Source organism: Streptomyces sp. NPDC002671, assembly GCF_053592475.1.
The window spans coordinates 68,053-86,701 of the sequence record NZ_JBSFVU010000017.1; the positions used below are offsets into that span (position 1 = coordinate 68,053).

The 18,649-nt window shown below is 71.0% G+C and carries 11 protein-coding genes, 1 tRNA gene and 2 pseudogenes; 13 read left to right on the top strand and 1 reads right to left on the bottom strand.

Features of this window, described 5'->3' with window-relative positions:
• Window positions 1-86: 86 nt before the first annotated feature.
• The 11 genes from bldG to ACWD35_RS25630 all read left to right on the top strand — a co-directional run bounded on the left by bldG (window position 87) and on the right by ACWD35_RS25630 (window position 16,357).
• Window positions 87-428: an anti-sigma factor antagonist BldG gene (gene bldG, locus ACWD35_RS25580; protein ID WP_010986038.1), complete on the top strand. Its 342-nt coding sequence runs from the start codon at window positions 87-89 to the stop codon at window positions 426-428.
• Between the two features lie 162 nt (window positions 429-590).
• A complete protein-coding gene (locus ACWD35_RS25585) occupies window positions 591-1,019 on the top strand; it encodes an ATP-binding protein (RefSeq protein ID WP_451353624.1) in 429 nt (142 codons plus the stop codon).
• A gap of 284 nt (window positions 1,020-1,303) precedes the next feature.
• Window positions 1,304-3,712 (top strand): sodium-translocating pyrophosphatase, encoded by a 2,409-nt coding sequence (locus ACWD35_RS25590; RefSeq protein ID WP_451353625.1) that lies wholly within the window; start codon window positions 1,304-1,306, stop codon window positions 3,710-3,712.
• Window positions 3,713-3,909: 197 nt separating this feature from the next.
• Complete coding sequence (locus ACWD35_RS25595) at window positions 3,910-4,527, top strand: small secreted protein (protein WP_451353626.1); 618 nt, start codon at window positions 3,910-3,912, stop codon at window positions 4,525-4,527.
• Window positions 4,528-4,555: 28 nt separating this feature from the next.
• The gene (locus ACWD35_RS25600) at window positions 4,556-6,076 is read left to right on the top strand and encodes a DUF7059 domain-containing protein (protein ID WP_451353627.1); all 1,521 of its coding nucleotides are present in this window, start codon (window positions 4,556-4,558) and stop codon (window positions 6,074-6,076) included.
• 313 nt (window positions 6,077-6,389) lie between these two features.
• Window positions 6,390-6,587, top strand: coding sequence for a hypothetical protein (locus tag ACWD35_RS25605; RefSeq protein WP_451353628.1), 198 nt, complete (start codon window positions 6,390-6,392; stop codon window positions 6,585-6,587).
• A 268-nt stretch (window positions 6,588-6,855) separates the two neighbouring features.
• Window positions 6,856-9,669, top strand: a complete 2,814-nt coding sequence (topA, locus tag ACWD35_RS25610; RefSeq protein ID WP_451353629.1) for a type I DNA topoisomerase — start codon at window positions 6,856-6,858, stop codon at window positions 9,667-9,669.
• Window positions 9,670-9,839: 170 nt separating this feature from the next.
• Window positions 9,840-13,133, top strand: coding sequence for a dTMP kinase (tmk, locus tag ACWD35_RS25615; RefSeq protein WP_451353630.1), 3,294 nt, complete (start codon window positions 9,840-9,842; stop codon window positions 13,131-13,133).
• Window positions 13,134-13,252: 119 nt separating this feature from the next.
• Window positions 13,253-14,458 (top strand): DNA polymerase III subunit delta', encoded by a 1,206-nt coding sequence (locus tag ACWD35_RS25620; protein ID WP_451353631.1) that lies wholly within the window; start codon window positions 13,253-13,255, stop codon window positions 14,456-14,458.
• A 101-nt stretch (window positions 14,459-14,559) separates the two neighbouring features.
• Window positions 14,560-16,176, top strand: coding sequence for an alpha/beta hydrolase (locus ACWD35_RS25625; RefSeq protein WP_451353632.1), 1,617 nt, complete (start codon window positions 14,560-14,562; stop codon window positions 16,174-16,176).
• A 107-nt stretch (window positions 16,177-16,283) separates the two neighbouring features.
• A tRNA-Thr gene (locus ACWD35_RS25630) sits at window positions 16,284-16,357 on the top strand.
• A 599-nt stretch (window positions 16,358-16,956) separates the two neighbouring features.
• Here ACWD35_RS25630 and ACWD35_RS25635 read toward each other — a convergent pair.
• Window positions 16,957-17,535 (bottom strand): annotated as a pseudogene (locus ACWD35_RS25635) (mycothiol-dependent nitroreductase Rv2466c family protein); the annotation flags it as partial.
• A 310-nt stretch (window positions 17,536-17,845) separates the two neighbouring features.
• On the opposite strand from ACWD35_RS25635, the pseudogene ACWD35_RS25640 reads away from it, so the two are divergent.
• Window positions 17,846-17,932: pseudogene (locus ACWD35_RS25640) on the top strand (IS5/IS1182 family transposase); the annotation flags it as partial.
• A 214-nt stretch (window positions 17,933-18,146) separates the two neighbouring features.
• Entirely contained in the window at window positions 18,147-18,632 is a 486-nt protein-coding gene (locus ACWD35_RS25645; protein ID WP_451353633.1) for a PhzA/PhzB family protein, read from the top strand.
• Window positions 18,633-18,649 lie beyond the last annotated feature (17 nt).

An 18,649-nucleotide genomic window follows, 5' to 3' on the forward strand; every position in this document is an offset into this window, starting at 1 on the left:
CATCGCGGCTGGCGAAGCGCCCCGGGGGCCGCAAGCCGAGGTGTCCCGAGGGGTGACCCGCTCGATAGCAAGGTGCTGGAGGATCCGTGGACCTGTCCCTGTCGACCCGTACCGTCGGCGATCGCACGGTCGTCGAGGTCGGAGGCGAAATCGACGTATATACCGCGCCCAAGTTGCGTGAGCAGCTGGTCGAGCTGGTCAACGACGGGAATTTCCACCTCGTCGTCGACATGGAGGGCGTCGACTTCCTCGACTCCACCGGGCTCGGCGTGCTGGTGGGCGGCCTGAAGCGGGTGCGTGCCCATGAGGGCTCGCTGCGCCTGGTCTGCAACCAGGAGCGCATTCTCAAGATCTTCCGTATCACCGGTCTCACCAAGGTGTTCCCGATCCACACCTCGGTCGAGGAAGCGGTGGCGGCCACCGACTGACCCTCCGGGCCATCCGCCGACCCCGGGCCGCCGACCGGCCCGGACGTCGGCAGGCCCGGTCCGCCTCGGGCCTGTCCGGCCGGGGCACAGAAGTTCATCAGGGGGGTCGGGCTCTCGGCGGCCCGGCCCTCGAACGCACGCCCGTAGTCGCGAGGGGGATGCATGGCCACCGTCGAACTCCGCTTCAGCGCGCTGCCCGAGCACGTCCGTACCGCCCGGCTGGTGGCGGCAGCGGTGGCGCGCAGGGCCGGGGTGGACGAGGCCGTCCTGGACGAGGTCCGGCTCGCCGTGGGCGAGGCCTGCTCCCGTGCCGTCGGACTGCACCAGAGCAGCGGTATCACCGCGCCCGTGAAGGTGGCGCTGATCGAGGAGGAGAAGCAGTTCTCCATCGAGGTCGGCGACGAGGCCCCGCACGCCGTCCCCGGTGACGGCGCGGCCGGCGAGGAGGCCGAGGCGGAGGCCGAGGAGGACGAGATGGGCCTCGCGGTCATCAGCGGCCTCGTCGACGACGTGAAGGTCACCACCGGGGAGAACGGCGGGCTGATCCGCATGACCTGGCCGACCGCACCGCCTGCCGCCGCGCTCGTCTGAGCCACCCCGCGACCTCACAAGGGCCCTGCTGAGCAGGGCCCTTGTCGTGTTTCCGCCGACTGTTTCCCGCGGCACTCCGAATTCGTGAAGAAATTCACGATCAATAGCCTGATAATTCGATCAAGCGTCAATGCGGCCGTCAATGCCTTTGAGGCGTTACCTCGTTCGGGTTTGCTGAAGAGCACGTCACAGCCAATTCTGTTTACCGTGCCCTGTTTAGATCACTCCGGGGTACCTACAATCCGTCCACATCTTGAGCTCAGCCCAAGCGTCAAGGAGGACGAATGGCGGGGCTTTCTACCCCTCATCAGTTGGGCCATCCCACAACTCTCGCAGCCGCGGTCCTGACCCACGACAACCGCGTCCTGGTGGTGGTCATCGCCGCCGTCGCGCTGGCGGCGCTCGTGGTCGCCGGGATCCTGGTCCGTCAGGTGCTCGCGGCGGGCGAGGGCACCGACAGCATGAAGAAGATCGCGGCGGCGGTCCAGGAAGGCGCCAACGCCTATCTGGCCCGGCAGTTGCGCACGCTCGGCGTATTCGCCGTCGTGGTGTTCTTCCTGCTCATGCTGCTGCCCGCGGACGACTGGAATCAGCGGGCCGGACGATCGGTGTTCTTCCTGATCGGTGCGGCCTTCTCGGCGGCCACCGGTTATATCGGCATGTGGCTCGCCGTGCGCAGCAATGTGCGGGTCGCCGCCGCAGCACGGGAAGCCACCCCGGCCGAAGGCGAGCCGCAAAAGGATCTCACCACCGTCTCGCACACCGCGATGAAGATCGCATTTCGCACGGGCGGCGTCGTCGGCATGTTCACGGTGGGGCTCGGCCTGCTGGGCGCCTCCTGTGTGGTGCTGGTGTACGCGGCCGACGCGCCGAAGGTGCTGGAGGGCTTCGGCCTCGGCGCCGCCCTGATCGCCATGTTCATGCGTGTGGGCGGCGGCATCTTCACCAAGGCCGCCGACGTCGGCGCCGACCTGGTCGGCAAGGTCGAGCAGGGCATTCCGGAGGACGACCCGCGCAATGCCGCGACCATCGCCGACAACGTGGGCGACAACGTCGGCGACTGCGCGGGCATGGCGGCCGACCTCTTCGAGTCGTACGCCGTGACCCTGGTGGCCGCGCTGATCCTCGGCAAGGCCGCGTTCGGCGACTCCGGGCTCGCCTTCCCGCTGCTGGTGCCCGCGATCGGCGTCCTCACCGCGATGATCGGCATCTTCGCGGTCGCCCCGCGGCGCAGCGACCGCAGCGGCATGACCGCGATCAACCGCGGCTTCTTCATCTCGGCGGTGATCTCGCTGGCGCTGGTCGCGATCGCGGTCTTCGTCTACCTGCCGTCGTCGTACCACAGGCTCGACGGCGTCACAGACGCGGCGATCCGGGCCAAGAGCGGCGACCCGCGGATCCTCGCTCTGGTCGCGGTGGCCATCGGCATCCTGCTCGCCGCCGTCATCCAGCAGCTGACCGGCTACTTCACCGAGACCAACCGCCGCCCGGTCAGGGACATCGGCAAGACCTCCCTCACGGGTCCGGCCACCGTCGTCCTCGCCGGCGTCTCGGTCGGCCTGGAGTCGGCCGTCTACACCGCCCTGCTCATCGGGCTCGGCGTGTACGGCGCGTTCCTGCTCGGCGGTACGTCGATCATGCTGGCGCTGTTCGCGGTCGCCCTGGCCGGCACCGGCCTGCTCACCACGGTCGGCGTGATCGTCGCCATGGACACCTTCGGGCCGGTCTCCGACAACGCGCAGGGCATCGCCGAGATGTCCGGCGACGTCCAGGGCGCGGGCGCGCAGGTGCTCACCAACCTGGACGCGGTCGGCAACACCACGAAGGCCATCACCAAGGGCATCGCGATCGCCACCGCCGTCCTCGCGGCGTCGGCGCTGTTCGGGTCCTACCGGGACGCGATCACCACCAACGTGCAGGACGTGGGCGTGAAGCTCACCGGGCCGGGTGCGCCGCTGAGCCTGTCGCTGGACATCTCGCAGCCCAACAACCTGGTCGGCCTCATCGCGGGCGCCGCGGTCGTCTTCCTCTTCTCCGGACTCGCCATCAACGCCGTGTCCCGGTCGGCCGGTTCGGTCGTGTTCGAGGTGCGGCGGCAGTTCCGCGAGAAGCCCGGGATCATGGACTTCACGGAGACGCCCGAATACGGCAAGGTCGTCGACATCTGCACCAAGGACGCCCTGCGGGAGCTGGCCACACCCGGACTGCTCGCCGTCATGGCGCCGATCTTCGTCGGGTTCACGCTCGGCGTCGGCGCGCTCGGCTCCTACCTCGCCGGCGCGATCGGCTCGGGCACGCTCATGGCCGTGTTCCTCGCCAACTCCGGTGGCGCCTGGGACAACGCCAAGAAGCTGGTGGAGGACGGTCATCACGGCGGCAAGGGCAGCGAGGCCCATGCGGCCACGGTGATCGGCGACACGGTCGGCGACCCCTTCAAGGACACCGCCGGACCGGCGATCAACCCGCTGCTGAAGGTCATGAACCTGGTCTCGCTGCTCATCGCGCCCGCGGTGATCAAGTTCTCCTACGGCGAGGACAAGAGCGTCGGCGTACGGATCGCGATCGCGGTCCTCGCGCTCGTGGTGATCGTCAGCGCGGTCTACGTCTCCAAGCGGCGTGGCATCACCGTGGGCGACGAAGAGGGGAGCGCGGAGCGGGTCGCCAACTCGACCGATCCTGCGGTGGTTTCATAGGCCGTCCGGAGAAGACCTGCTCAACGGGCGGGCGGGCGGCGCGTGCTGACGCGCCGCCCGCCCGTCGTCGTGTGTGGCCTCGGCCACGTCGTGAGCCTTCTCTCTCTCGGTGCAAATGGTCGCAAAAGGTTCCTTAGGGGGCATTCAGAATATGGAGGGACTCGGTCCGCCGTGTAGATTCCGGGGGCCCGAGAGCCATGGAAGGGACCGATCCGGTGAACAAGAAGCTCGCGGCCGCACTGTCCGGCGGTGCGGTACTGGTAGTGGCAGCGCTGTCGGGATGCACCAGCAGCAAGGACAGCGGGCCCGACCCCAAGATGGTGGCCTGGGCCAAGACGGTGTGCGACGCGGTGCCCGCACAGGACGCGAAGATCAAGGCCGCGAACGCCGCGATCGCCAAGACGGCCGCGGACACCACCAACCCGCCCGCGACCATCCAGAAGACGGACTCGAAGGCCTTCCAGGACATGGCCGACGGTTACAAGGCGCTTGCCGCCGCCATCAGCAACGCCGGCGCGCCCCCCGGGATCGAGGGCGGCGCCAAGCGGCAGCAGGACGTGGTCAGGAACCTCAGCGGCCTCTCCACCTCGTACGCCGACCTGAAGAAGAAGGTCGACGCGCTCAACACCAAGAACCAGGCGAAGTTCGCCAAGGGCCTGCACGACGTGGCCGCGCAGATGACGGAGCTGGAGACCAAGAACAAGAGCGGCACCGAGGCGCTCAAGAACCTGGAGCAGGGCGACGTCCAGAACGCGATCGCCCAGCAGCCCAGCTGCAAGAAGCTGGGCTCGGCGGCGCCCGCGACGACCGGCTGAGGCCGCCTTCGCGGGCCACAATGGGGGCGTGACTGACTCCGGACTCGCCCCCCTGCCCGCCTCCGACAGCCCCGCAGCCGCCGCACGGCTGCGCGAGGCGCTGCTCGCCGCCTCCTTCACCGCCGACGGCCTGCTCGATCTGCTCGGCGCCCCCGCGTACGCGGCGCTGGCCCGCAGCGAGACCGTGCCCGCCCTGCGCGCCACCCGCGGCGACACGCCGCTGGAGACCCTCGTACGGCTGTTCCTGCTCCAGCAACCGGTGCCCCACGCGCGCGTGGCGGCCGTTCTGCCGGTCGAGGAGGCCCTGGAGGCCGGGTGGCTCACGCGCGTGGGCGGCGACGAGGTGGCCGCGACCGTGGACGTACGGCCGTACGGCGGTCCCGGCGGCGAGGACTGGTTCATCGTGTCCGACCTGGGCTGCGCGGTGGGTGGCGCGGGAGGCATCGGACAGCGGGACGAGAGCGTCGTGCTGGGTGTCGGCGGCGCCTCCACGACGCTGGCCGGCATCACCGTGCGCACGCCCGTCGCCGCCGCCCTCGACCTGGGCACCGGCTCCGGCATCCAGGCGCTGCACGCCGCCCAGCACGTCACGCGCGTGACCGCCACCGACCTCAACCCGCGCGCGCTGCACATCACCGCGCTCACCCTCGCGCTCTCCGGCGCGCCCGCCGCCGAGCTGCGCGAGGGCTCGCTTTTCGAACCGGTGCGGGACGACGAGAAGTTCGACCTCATCGTGTCCAACCCGCCCTTCGTCATCTCTCCCGGCGCCCGGCTGACGTACCGCGACGGCGGAATGAGCGGGGACGATCTGTGCCGCTCGCTCGTTCAGCAGGCGGGGGAACGGCTGAACGAGGGCGGGTTCGCGCAGTTTCTCGCCAACTGGCAGCACGTGGCAGGGGAGGACTGGCAGGACAGGCTCAGGTCATGGGTGCCGCGCGGGTGCGATGCCTGGATCGTGCAGCGCGAGGTGCAGGACATCACGCAGTACGCCGAGCTGTGGCTGAGGGACGCCGGTGACCACCGCCAGGACCCGGCGGAGTACCAGGCGCGCTACGACGCCTGGCTCGACGAGTTCGAGGCGCGCAAGGTCAGGGCGGTGGGCTTCGGCTGGATCACCCTGCGCAGGACTGGCGCGGCCGAGCCCACGGTCACCGTGGAGGAGTGGCCGCACCCGGTCGAACAGCCCCTCGGGGACACCATCCGGGCGCACTTCGACCGCGTCGACTACCTCCGGGAGCACGACGACGCGGCGCTGCTCGAAAGCCACTTCAAGCTCGCCGCCGAGGTGGTCCAGGAGCAGGTAGGACTGCCCGGTGCCGAGGATCCGGAGCACGTGGTGCTGCGCCAGCACCGCGGCATGCGCCGGGCCACGAAGGTGGACACGGTCGGCGCCGGCTTCGCGGGCGTGTGCGACGGCACGCTGAGCGCGGGCGTCATCCTGGACGCCATCGCCCAACTGGTCGGCGAGGACCCGGTGTCGCTCCGCGACCGCACGCCCGCGCAGATCCGGCTGCTGGTGGAACAGGGGTTCCTGGAGCCGGTGCGCTGAGCCGGGCCCGGCGGCCGGGCCGGCCGTCGTACGCGGGCTGCGCAGGCCGCCGCAGCCCGCTTCCGGACCGTCGCCGTATGCCGGTGGCACGGGCCGGGAGCGCGCTGCTGCCGTGGCGGGAGCGCGTGGGCGTCGTAAAACGGCTGGAAAATTACGCGGAGCCGGTCTGGTCGGGCCCGCCCGGGCATCGTTCGATCGCGCGTTCGGTAACTCGTTGACCCTCGGTTCACCCCGATGTCGCCCGCTCGCCTCCCAAGCGTGCCACTCTCCCCGCGCTGGGCGGACGGGCGGTACGGAAGGGGTGGGCGGGGTCATGGAGAGCGGACCGGCGATCTTCGCGGGAGCGGTGTTCGCCCTGTTCGGGGGCGCCCTGCTGGGGTGGACGGTCACCCGGTTGCGGCGCCGGGAGCCGGTCGCCCACGGTGTGAACCAGGTCGCATCGGCAACCCTCGCGGGCGCCGTCTCGCTCGTCGCGCTGGGGCTCGGCGTGTACTGCCTCACCCGCCTCTGACGTCGGCGTGGGCAGGGTCACGGAGGTGTCGCGAGAGTAAGGGGAGCAACACGCTCCGGACAGGGGACGAAGGGGTACCGGTCACTCCGGGCGGCAGGAATGGCGGTAGTCGGGTTACCGTTCGAGTGGCCGTTGTGGGCTTTTCCCGTTTGACACGGGAGCGGGATGTACCGTCACACTCCGCAGCGTCACACGTGCCAGCAGTACGCCGCGACCCCGGGACGAAGGCCTGGGGAGGCCCCAGCGTCGACCGGAGAGAAGAGCCAAGTTGTCCCCGACCAGCGAGACCGCACAGGGCGGCCGCCGACTTGTCATCGTCGAGTCGCCTGCCAAGGCGAAGACGATCAAGGGCTACCTCGGCCCCGGCTACGTAGTCGAAGCGAGCGTCGGGCACATCCGTGACCTTCCCAACGGCGCCGCCGAGGTGCCCGAGAAGTACACCGGCGAGGTCCGCCGCCTCGGTGTGGATGTCGAACATGACTTCCAGCCGATCTATGTGGTCAACGCCGATAAGAAGGCCCAGGTCAAGAAGCTCAAGGACCTCCTGAAGGACTCCGACGAGCTGTTCCTGGCCACCGATGAGGACCGGGAGGGCGAGGCCATCGCCTGGCACCTCCAGGAGGTCCTCAAGCCGAAGATCCCCGTCAAGCGCATGGTGTTCCACGAGATCACCAAGGACGCGATCCGCGAGGCCGTGGCCAACCCGCGCCAGCTCAACCAGAAGCTGGTCGACGCCCAGGAGACCCGCCGCATCCTCGACCGCCTCTACGGCTACGAGGTCTCGCCGGTCCTGTGGAAGAAGGTCATGCCCCGGCTGTCCGCCGGCCGCGTGCAGTCCGTGGCGACGCGTCTCGTCGTCGAGCGGGAACGCGAGCGCATCGCCTTCCGTTCTGCCGAGTACTGGGACCTGACGGGCACCTTCGCGACCGGCCGCGCGGGGGACTCCTCGGACCCGTCGTCGCTGGTCGCCCGCCTGCAGACCGTCGACGGCAGGCGGATCGCGCAGGGCCGCGACTTCGACTCCCTGGGACAGCTCAAGAGCGCGAACATCCTCCACCTCGACGAGGCGACCGCCCGCGCCCTCGCCGCCGCCCTGGAGAACACCCGCTTCTCCGTGCGCTCCGTCGAGTCCAAGCCGTACCGCCGCTCGCCGTACGCCCCGTTCCGTACGACGACGCTGCAGCAGGAGGCGAGCCGCAAGCTCGGCTTCGGCGCGAAGGCCACGATGCAGGTCGCGCAGAAGCTGTACGAGAACGGCTACATCACGTACATGCGTACGGACTCCACGACGCTGAGCGACACCGCGATCGCCGCGGCCCGCGCCCAGGTCACGCAGCTGTACGGCGCCGACTACCTGCCGCCGCAGCCGCGCACGTACGCCGCCAAGGTCAAGAACGCCCAGGAGGCCCACGAGGCGATCCGCCCCTCGGGTGATCGTTTCCGCACTCCCGCCGAGACCGGCCTGACCGGCGACCAGTTCAAGCTCTACGAGCTGATCTGGAAGCGGACCGTCGCCTCCCAGATGAAGGACGCGACCGGCAACAGCGTGACCGTGAAGATCGGCGGCGCCGCCGCCGACGGCCGCGACGTCGAGTTCAGCGCCTCGGGCAAGACGATCACCTTCCACGGCTTCCTGAAGGCCTACGTCGAGGGTGCCGACGACCCGAACGCCGAGCTGGACGACCGCGAGCGCCGGCTGCCGCAGGTCGCCGAGGGGGACGCGCTGTCCGCCGAGGGGATCACCGTCGACGGCCACGCCACCAAGTCCCCGGCCCGCTACACCGAGGCCTCCCTGGTCAAGGAGCTGGAAGAGCGCGAGATCGGCCGCCCGTCGACGTACGCGTCGATCATCGGCACGATCCTCGACCGCGGCTACGTGTTCAAGAAGGGCACGGCCCTGGTGCCGTCCTTCCTGTCCTTCGCCGTCGTCAACCTCCTGGAGAAGCACTTCGGGCGGCTCGTCGACTACGACTTCACCGCCAAGATGGAGGACGACCTCGACCGCATCGCCCGCGGTGAGGCCCGGGCCGTGCCGTGGCTGAAGCGCTTCTACTTCGGTGAGGGCGAGGCGACGGGCGCCGCCGAGGCCGGCAACGGCGACGGCGACCACCTCGGCGGTCTCAAGGAGCTGGTGACCGACCTGGGCGCGATCGACGCGCGCGAGGTGTCGTCGTTCCCGGTGGGCAACGACATCGTGCTGCGGGTCGGCCGCTACGGCCCCTACATCGAGCGCGGCGAGAAGGACACCGAGGAGCACCAGCGCGCCGACATCCTGGCCGACCTGGCGCCGGACGAGCTGACCGTCGAGCTGGCCGAGGAACTGCTGGCCAAGCCGAGCGGTGACTTCGAGCTGGGCACCGACCCGGAGAGCGGCCACCAGATCGTCGCCAAGGACGGCCGCTACGGCCCGTACGTCACGGAGATCCTCCCCGAGGGCACGCCGAAGACGGGGAAGAACGCGGTCAAGCCGCGCACCGCCTCGCTCTTCAAGTCCATGTCGCTGGACACGGTGACCCTGGAGGACGCGCTCAGGCTGATGTCGCTGCCGCGCGTCGTCGGCACCGACGCCGACGGTGTCGAGATCACCGCGCAGAACGGCCGCTACGGCCCGTACCTGAAGAAGGGCACGGACTCGCGTTCGCTGCAGTCCGAGGACCAGATCTTCACGATCACGCTGGAGGAGGCCCAGGCGATCTACGCCCAGCCGAAGCAGCGTGGGCGGGCCGCCGCCAAGCCGCCGCTGAAGGAGCTGGGCGAGGACCCGGTCTCCGGCAAGCCGGTCGTGGTCAAGGACGGCCGCTTCGGCCCGTACGTCACCGACGGCGAGACCAACGCGACCCTGCGCTCCGGCGACAGTGTCGAGACGATCACCCCGGAGCGCGGCTTCGAGCTGCTCGCCGAGAAGCGCGCGAAGGGGCCCGCCAAGAAGACGGCGAAGAAGGCCCCGGCGAAGAAGGCGGCCCCGGCGAAGAAGACCGTCGCCAAGAAGACGGCGGCGAAGAAGACGACGGCCGCCGCGAAGAAGACGACCGCCAAGAAGACCACCGCGAAGAAGGCGACGGCTTCCGGCGCGGAGGACTGACGGTTCAGGTGGTGGGGGCGGCCCTCGACGACAGAGGGCCGCCTTCGCCGTGTCCGGACTCGTTCGCTCGGGTTCGCGAAGAGAACGCCTTGGCATCGCTTCGGTGTCGGCGCCTGCGCAACTCCGGGCGGCCGGAGCAGGCTGTCGGTGGCTGCCGATAGGCTGAAAGCATGACGCGAGCCGAGCAGCCAACGGCCCACCCCACAGCACCGGACGACGCCACGGCGCCCGACGACGCCCTCGTCGCGGACTCCCGTGAGCGCGCCGTCCGTTCCCTGCTGCGCCGACCCGAGCTGAGGCGACTGTGGAGCGCGCAGCTCGTCAGCGGTGTCGGCGACACCCTCGCGCTGCTCGTGCTGGTCGTCCTCGCTCTTCAGGCGGCGATCGCCCAGGGCTCGTTCGGCGGTGGTTACCGGGGCGTGGCGTTCGCAGTGGCGACCGTCTTCGGGGCCCGGATCCTCGCGACCCTGCTCTTCGGCGCGGTCCTCCTCGGCCCGCTGACCTCGCTCACCGGGCACGAGGGCCCGCTCGACCGGCGCTGGACCATGGTCGGCGCCGACGGCCTGCGCGCCGCGCTGCTGATCGTCGCGCCCCTGTGGATCGACTGGACCCCGGACAACGCACTCGCCGTCCTGCTGGTCACCGCCTTCGTCACCGGCGTCGCCGAGCGGCTGTGGACGGTGTGCCGGGAGAGCGCGGCCCCCGCCCTGCTGCCCGCCCCGCCCCCGGAGGGGGCGACGGTACGGCCGCTGCCGGACCACCTGGACGCCCTGCGCCGCCTCGCGCTGCGCACCAGCTTCCTGGCGGTCCCGCTGGCCGCGGCGGCGCTCGTCGTGGCCGCTCTGCTGAACAACCTGCTGGGCACCGGCGTCTCCTGGTTCGACCAGCACCACGCGGCCCTCGGGGCGTATGTGGCGGCCGGCCTGTTCGCCGCCTCCCTGTCCGTGCTGACCTTCCTGGAGCTGCCCGGCACGCGTACCCCGCGCCCGCGGTCACCGCTGGAGGGCCTGCGCCGCCCGCGCACCGGCACGGGTGTGGACAAGGGCCGTACGGGGGCCATTCCGCTGCTCGTCCTGGCCTGCGCCGCCGTGGCGGGCGCGATCTCGGCCGCCGTCGCCGTGTGCGTGCTGCACGCCAAGGACCTGGGCGGCGGCCCGGTCCTGTACGGCCTGCTGGTGCTCGGCCTGACCGGCGGCGTCGCCGTCGGCGTCCGTACGGCGCCCGCGCTGCTGCCCTCGCTCTCGCGCCGCCGGCTCCTCGCCCTCGCGATCGCCTTCACCGGTGTCGCCCTGCTGGCCGCCGGGCTCGTCCCGGACGTCACCACGGTGCTGCTGATCGTCACGCTGGCCGGTACCGGCGCGGGCGTGGCCGCCAACACCGGGCACACCCTGCTGGACCAGGAGACCGAGGAATACCGCCGGGCGCGCACCACCGAGCACCTGCACGCGGTGGTCCGGGTCTTCATAGCGCTCGGTGCGCTGATCGCGCCCCTGGTCGCGGCGCTCATCGGGCCGCACCACCTGGAGCACGGCCGGTTCGTGTTCGGGCACGGCGGTGCCGCCTTCACGCTGATACTGGTCGGCGCGCTGCTGCTGCCGGTGGCCGCGCTGGTGCTCGCCAAGGTCGACGACCGCTCCGGCGTGCCGCTGCGGCAGGACCTCAAGGACGCGCTGCTCGGCGGCGACGACCCGGTCCAGGCCCCCGCGACGAACGGCTTCTTCATCGCCCTGGAGGGCGGCGACGGCGCCGGGAAGTCCACCCAGGCCGAGGCCCTCGCCGAGTGGATCCGCGCCAAGGGCCACGAGGTCGTGCTCACCCGCGAGCCGGGGGCCACCCCCGTGGGCAAGCGGCTGCGCTCGATCCTGCTGGACGTCTCCTCGGCGGGCCTGTCGCACCGCGCGGAGGCGCTGCTGTACGCCGCCGACCGGGCCGAGCACGTCGACACCGTCGTACGCCCCGCCCTGGAGCGCGGCGCGGTGGTCATCTCCGATCGCTACATCGACTCGTCCGTCGCCTACCAGGGCGCCGGCCGCGACCTGTCCCCGACCGAGATCGCCCGCATCAACCGCTGGGCGACCGCCGGACTCGTCCCGCACCTCACCGTCCTGCTGGACGTCCCCCCGGAGACCGCGCGCGAGCGGTTCACGGAGGCCCCCGACCGGCTGGAGTCGGAGCCCGCCGAGTTCCACGCGCGCGTGCGGGCCGGTTTCCTCACGCTCGCCGCCTCCGACCCGGGCCGCTATCTGGTCGTGGACGCCGGACAGGAGCCCGAGGCCGTCACCACGGTGATCCGGCACCGGCTCGACACCGTGCTGCCGCTGTCCGAGGCCGAGATCAAGGCCAAGGAGGAGGCGCGCAGGCAGGCCGAGGAGGAAGCGCGCCGCAAGGCCGAGGAAGAGGCCGCGCGCAAGGCCGAGGAGGAGCGCCTGGAGCGCGAGCGCCAGGAGGAGCTGGCCCGGCTGCGCGCCGAGGAGGAGGAGCGCAAGCGCCGCGAGCTGGAGGAGGCGCAGCGCCGCGAGGCCGAACGGCAGGCGGAGGAGGCCCGGCAGCGGGCCGAGGAAGCGCGCCGCCGAGCCGAGGAGGAGCGGCAGCGGCTCCTCGCGGAGGAGAAGGCCCGCGCCGAGGCGGAGGCCCGCCGCCGGGCCGAGGAGGAGCGGCGCCGCAAGCAGGCCGAGGAAGAGGCGCGGCTGCGCGCGGAGGCTGAGGCGCGCCGCCAGGAGAAGCAGCGGAAGGCCGAGGAGGCGTTGCTGCTGGCCGAGGCGGCCCGCCGCGAGGCGGCCGAGGCCGCGGCGGCGGCCGACGTGGCCGCTCGCAAGCCCAGCGCGCCGCGCCCGGCGGCCCCGAGTGTGACGCCCGACGCGGTGACCGTGCCGACACCGGTGGTGTCGCCGGGCGTCGAGGAGACGGTTCCGAATCCGGTCGTGTCGCCGGGTGCGGACGAGACGGCGGTGCCGCGGCCCGTACGCGAGGACGCGCGCGCGGAGCGCGACGCCCGCTCTGCCGGGGCGGCCGATTCCGAGGTGACGGCCGAGCTGCCGCAGCCGCCGGATCCCGGGGCGGCGGACGAGACGACCGTGCTGCCCCAGGTGACGCCGGGCGCCGCCGACGAGACCGCGGTCCTGCCGGCGGTCTCCCCGGGGCCGGCCGACGAGACCGCCGTACTGCCTTCCGTGCGTGGTGGCGACCCGGCGGACCGGGTGCCGCCCGGTTTCTTCCGGGACGAGCGGCCCGCCGCGGGCCCCGACGGCTCCGAGGACCGCACGCGTGAGATGCCGCAGCTCGACGCCGACGGCCGGCCGCGCCGCCGGCCGCGCCCCGAATGGGCCGAGGAGACCCCGCTGGACGACCTGCCGTCGCTGGCGGACGAGCTGCTGGGTTCGTACGACGAGCAGGAGTACGACGGGTACGGCGAACCCGGCGAGGACCAGGACCGCCCGGGCCGTGGCCGAGGCCGACGCGGCTGAGCGAGGTCTCACCGGGGCGGCGCCCGTCGGGGTTCCGACGGGCGCCGCCCCGCGTTGTCAGTGCCGACCCGCACAATGGATCCCGGAACGCGGAGTGTGACGGAAGGGCGGCGTGACCCATGACCGTGTGGGACGACCTCGTCGGGCAGGAGAAGGTGAGCGCGGTGCTCGACGCCGCCGCGCGGGACGCCGACGCCCTCGTCACCGCCGCAGCGGCGGACCAGCCGCTGCCCGAGGCATCGAAGATGACCCACGCCTGGCTGTTCACGGGCCCGCCCGGAGCGGGCCGGAACCAGGCGGCGCGGGCCTTCGCCGCGGCCCTGCAGTGCGTGAGCCCCGACCGTGCCCTCGGCGGAACCCCCGGCTGCGGCTTCTGCGACGGCTGCCACACCGCGCTGCTCGGCACCCACGCGGACGTCACCACCGTCGCCGCCGTCGGCGCCGAGATCCTGGTGAAGGACATGCGGGACACGGTCCGCAAGTCGTTCACCGCCCCGGCGAACGGCCGCTGGCAGATCATCCTGGTCGAGGACGCCGAGCGGCTCAACGAGAAGTCGGCCAACGCCGTCCTCAAGGCCGTCGAGGAGCCCGCCCCCCGCACGGTCTGGCTGCTGTGCGCCCCCTCCGTCGAGGACGTCCTGCCGACCATCCGCTCCCGCTGCCGCCACCTGAACCTGCGCACGCCGTCGGTCGACGCCGTCGCCGACATGCTCGTACGCCGCGACGGCATCGAGCCCGCCGTCGCCGCCTCCGCCGCCCGCGCCACCCAGGGCCACGTCGACCGCGCCCGCCGCCTGGCAACCGACCCGGCGGCCCGCGAGCGCCGCGGCGCCGTCCTGAAGCTGCCGCTGCGCCTGGACGAGGTCGGGGCGTGCCTCAGAGCCGCCCAGGAGCTGGTCGACGCCGCCGCCGAGGACGCCAAGCAGCTCGCCGAGGAGATGGACGGCAAGGAGACGGAGGAGCTGAAGGCGGCACTCGGCGCGACGCAGGGCGGCCGGCTGCCGCGCGGCACGGCGGGCGTGATCAAGGACCTCGAGGACATGCAGAAGCGCCGCAGAACCCGCACGCAGCGCGACAGCCTCGACATCGCCCTCGGCGACCTCACCGGCTTCTACCGCGACGTCCTCGCCCTCCAGCTCGGCTCCCGCGTGGCGATCGCCAACGCCGACACCGAGGACGCCCTGGAGCGCCTGGCCCGCGGCAGCACCCCCGAGTCCACCCTCCGCCGCATCGAGGCGATCGCCGCCTGCCGCGAGGCCCTGGACCGCAACGTGGCCCCGCTGCTGGCGGTCGAGGCGATGACGATGGCGCTGCGGGCGGGGTGACCGGGGTGAGCGGGGCACCCGGGCGTTGACGGGCGTCCCCCGTACGAGCCACGCTGCACACGCAGCGCACCCAGATCATCGCGCAGCGTTACGCTCGGATGATGCACACCAGGCCCTCCCTCCGCCGGACCCGAGCCCGGTCCTCCCGCCGCACCCGAACCACGGTCGCCCGCCTCACGACCACGCTGCTCGTGTCCGCCGCGCTGCTCGTGTCCGCCTGTTCCTCCGGGAGTTCGAGCTCGTCCGTCGGAGAGTCGGCGGACGCGACGCTGGCCGCGCTGCCGCGCGCGACGCCGTCCGCGCTGGCGCCGTACTACGGGCAGCGGCTGCAGTGGCGCAACTGCGGTGTCTCCGGCTTCCAGTGCGCGACGATGAAGGCCCCGCTGGACTACGCCGAACCGGGCTCGGGTGACGTCCGGCTCGCCGTCGCCCGCAAGCAGGCCACCGGCACGGGCAAGCCGCTCGGCTCGCTGCTGGTCAACCCGGGCGGTCCGGGGGGCTCGGCGATCGCCTATCTCCAGAGCTACGCGGGCATCGGCTACCCGGCCGGGATCCGCGCTCGCTACGACATGGTCGCCATGGACCCGCGGGGCGTCGCCCGCAGCGAGCCCGTCGAGTGCCTCGACGGCCGCCAGATGGACGCGTACACCGAGACGGACAGCACGCCCGACGACCAGCGGGAGACGAACGCGCTGGTCACGGCGTACAAGAAGTTCGCGGAGAGCTGCGGAGCCCACTCCGCGCGGCTGCTGCGGCACGTGTCCACGGTCGAGGCCGCGCGGGACATGGACATCCTGCGGGCGGTCCTCGGCGAACCGAAGCTGAACTACGTGGGCGCGTCGTACGGCACCTTCCTCGGGGCGACCTACGCCGGGCTGTTCCCGCAGCGGGCGGGCCGCCTGGTCCTGGACGGCGCGATGGACCCGGCCCTCGGCGCGCGCAGGATGAACCTGGATCAGACGGCGGGCTTCGAGACGGCGTTCCAGGCGTTCGCCGAGGACTGCGTACGCCAGCCGGACTGCCCGCTCGGCGGCCGGGGCACGACACCCGCCCAGGTCGGCGACCACCTCAAGGCCTTCTTCCGCAAGCTGGACGCCCACCCCGTCCCGGCCGGCGACAAGGACGGCCGACAGGTCGGCGAGGCGCTGGCCACCACCGGGGTGATCGCGGCGATGTACGACCAGGGCACGTGGGAGCAGCTGCGCGAGGCCCTGTCGTCGGCGATGAAGGAGAACGACGGCGCGGGCCTGCTCGCCCTCTCCGACAGCTACTACGAACGCGGCGCGGGGGGCCACTACAGCAACCTGATGATGGCCAACGCCGCCGTGAACTGCCTCGACCTGCCAGCCGCGTTCACCAGCCCCGAGCAGGTGGAGAAGGACCTGCCGGCGTTCGAGAAGGCCTCCCCGGTGTTCGGCGAGGGCCTGGCCTGGGCCTCGCTGAACTGCGCGTACTGGCCGGTGAAGGCCACGGGCGAACCGCACCGGATCCTGGCGAAGGGCGCGGCTCCCGTCGTCGTGGTCGGCACCACCCGCGACCCGGCGACCCCCTACCCCTGGGCGCAGTCCCTGGCCCGGCAGCTCTCCTCGGCCCGCCTCCTGACGTACGTCGGCGACGGCCACACCGCCTACGGCCGCGGCAGCACCTGCATCGACTCGGCGATCGACACCTACCTCCTCCAGGGCACCCCGCCACCCGCCGGAAAGCGCTGCTCATAGCCCTGCGACCGGCCTCGAAGCACCCCGCTCCGGGGCCGGTACGAAGCACCCCCGGAAACTGTGTAGACTTACCGACGTTGCTGATCGCACCATAGTGCGGACGGCGCGCCGCCTTAGCTCAGATGGCCAGAGCAACGCACTCGTAATGCGTAGGTCTCGGGTTCGAATCCCGAAGGCGGCTCTTCTCAAGTCCCAGGTCGAATGCTTCTGACCTGGGACTTTTTCTTTCCCCTGAGGATGATGGGCGGCTGTCGGAAGCGGCGCGGGGCTCCCGTGTAGTTGCAGGGGAGCGCATTCGGACGCGGGAGCGCAGACAGGCTGCTCCGGGGAACGCGCAGGGCGGGGAGGCGGACTGTCCGCTGGGGCCGGAGCGGGTCGGGTCGGCAGGCACCTCGGATCGGCGGGGCGTGGTGTCTCTGGTCGCGCAGACGAGCGCAGTCTTGCTGACCCGTGGAGTCGTAGTCGAGCCGGTGGCGGTCCGGGACGTGGCGACTCTCCTGCTGCGTTCCGTTGCCGAGCGGATCGGGATGCACGAGGAGGAGGCCCTGCACCTGGTGGCGCCGGAGATGGTGGCCCAGGCCATCGCGCCGGCCGCCGAGCCGGAGCGGGAGGGCGCGGAAGTGCCGAGAGGGAAGAGGAGGGTGCCATTGCAGGCGGTCGGCTCGTCCACGCGGCCACTGATAATGCCCGTCCAGGTTCACTACGCGGCTGCTGACCCGTACCGGCGGCAGAAGTCGATCGTCGCCTTCGACGCAGCCGTACGGCGGGCTGGTGCGAGTCGGGGTAGTTGGCGAGGGCGCGGGCGCCGTCGAAGATGCGGGCGGCTTCCTCGCCGCGTGGGATCGAGTTGAGGACGGGGCCGAAGAAGGCCACGCCGTCGATGTGGAGGGTGGGTGTGCCCACGTTCTCGCCGACCGGGTCCATTCCCACGTGGTGGCTCTTGCGCAGTGTCTCGTCGTGTTCGTCGTTGTCCGCGGCGGCCATCAGGGAGGACGGCAGGCCCACCTCTGCCAGTGCCTGCCGGGCGACGCTCGTGAAGTTCTTGTCCCCGCCGTTGTGGATGCGGGTGCCGAGCGCGGTGTAGAGGGCGGGCAGCACCTGGTTGCCGTACCGCTGCTCGGCGGCGACGCAGATCCGGACGAGGCTGAGTGACGTGTCGACGAGTTCGCGGTACCAGTCAGGGAGTTCGCGGTTCTCGTTGAGTATGTAGAGGCTCATCACCCTGAATCTCAGGTCCAGTTCGCGCTGCTGGCTCACCTCAAGAATCCAGCGGGAGGTGATCCAGGCGAAGGGGCACGCCGGGTCGAAGTAGGAGTCCACCTTGGCGGCAGGGGAGACAGGAGAGGAAGGGGCGGTCATATGGAGGTCGCCCATCGGACGGCCGGACCGGCGATTCGGGGGCATGCTTGATCTCCCCCATCACCGTGTACCCCCATCGCAGGTAGGCATCGTGGGCTGGCTGGTTGTCGATGATGCACGTCAGAGTGGTGGCACTCTCCGCGCGCCCCGTAATCACGGTGTCGTGGATTTTTCTGCCGAGACCCTGGTTCTGGAACTCGGGGGGACCGTCAGCTCTCGAAGCCAGAAGACTTGTCCGGCGTCCGCGAGGGTCTGGAGCTGTGTCGGCCTCCGGACGTCGAGCGAGGACGGTCACTTTCAAGGCCCCGCGCAGGTCAGCCTCGACCCAGCCGCCATCACCCGCATCGCCCGAGCCGCCCTCGTCCTGCTCCAGCTCGAGCACGGCCGTACCGCCTGAACGAATATCACAGAACGTCACGAGACGTTACCGAGAAGACTTCATCACGCTACGGCGCAACGCGCGCACGTCTATGAGGCAACGCATATTTGCGACCGCTGGCTACTCCTCGGTAAATTGCCCGAAACTCAACTGCACGCGTCCTGAGTAAACATTCCACGGAAATCTCCGAAACAACTCGACTTTCCTTTCCGAAGTCGCGAGGTCGATAAACATGAGCAAAACGGAAACGGTATCACCCGACGCAATTACCGGCGACCGTGAAGCGAATCGCCGGATCGTCGAGCAGTACATGAACACCCGCGGACAGGATCGTTTGCGACGGCATGAATTGTTCACCGAAGACGGCCAAGGCGGCCTCTGGACCACCGAGACCGGTGAACCTATCGTGATCAGCGGCCGGGACAGGCTCGGCGAGCACGCGGTCTGGTCCCTGAAGTGCTTCCCCGACTGGACGTGGGTCGACATCGAGATCTTTGACACGCAGGACCCGAATCAGTTCTGGGTCGAGTGCAACGGGCGAGGGAAGATTCTTTTCCCTGGCTACTCGGAGGGGTTCTACGAGAACCACTTCATCCATTACTTCCGTTTTGAGAACGGAAAGATCAGGCTCCAGCGCGAATTCATGAACCCATGTCAGCAATTCCGCGCGCTCGGCATCGAGGTGCCGCAGGTGAAGCGGGAAGGAATACCAACATGAGCCCGGCCGGAAGTTGA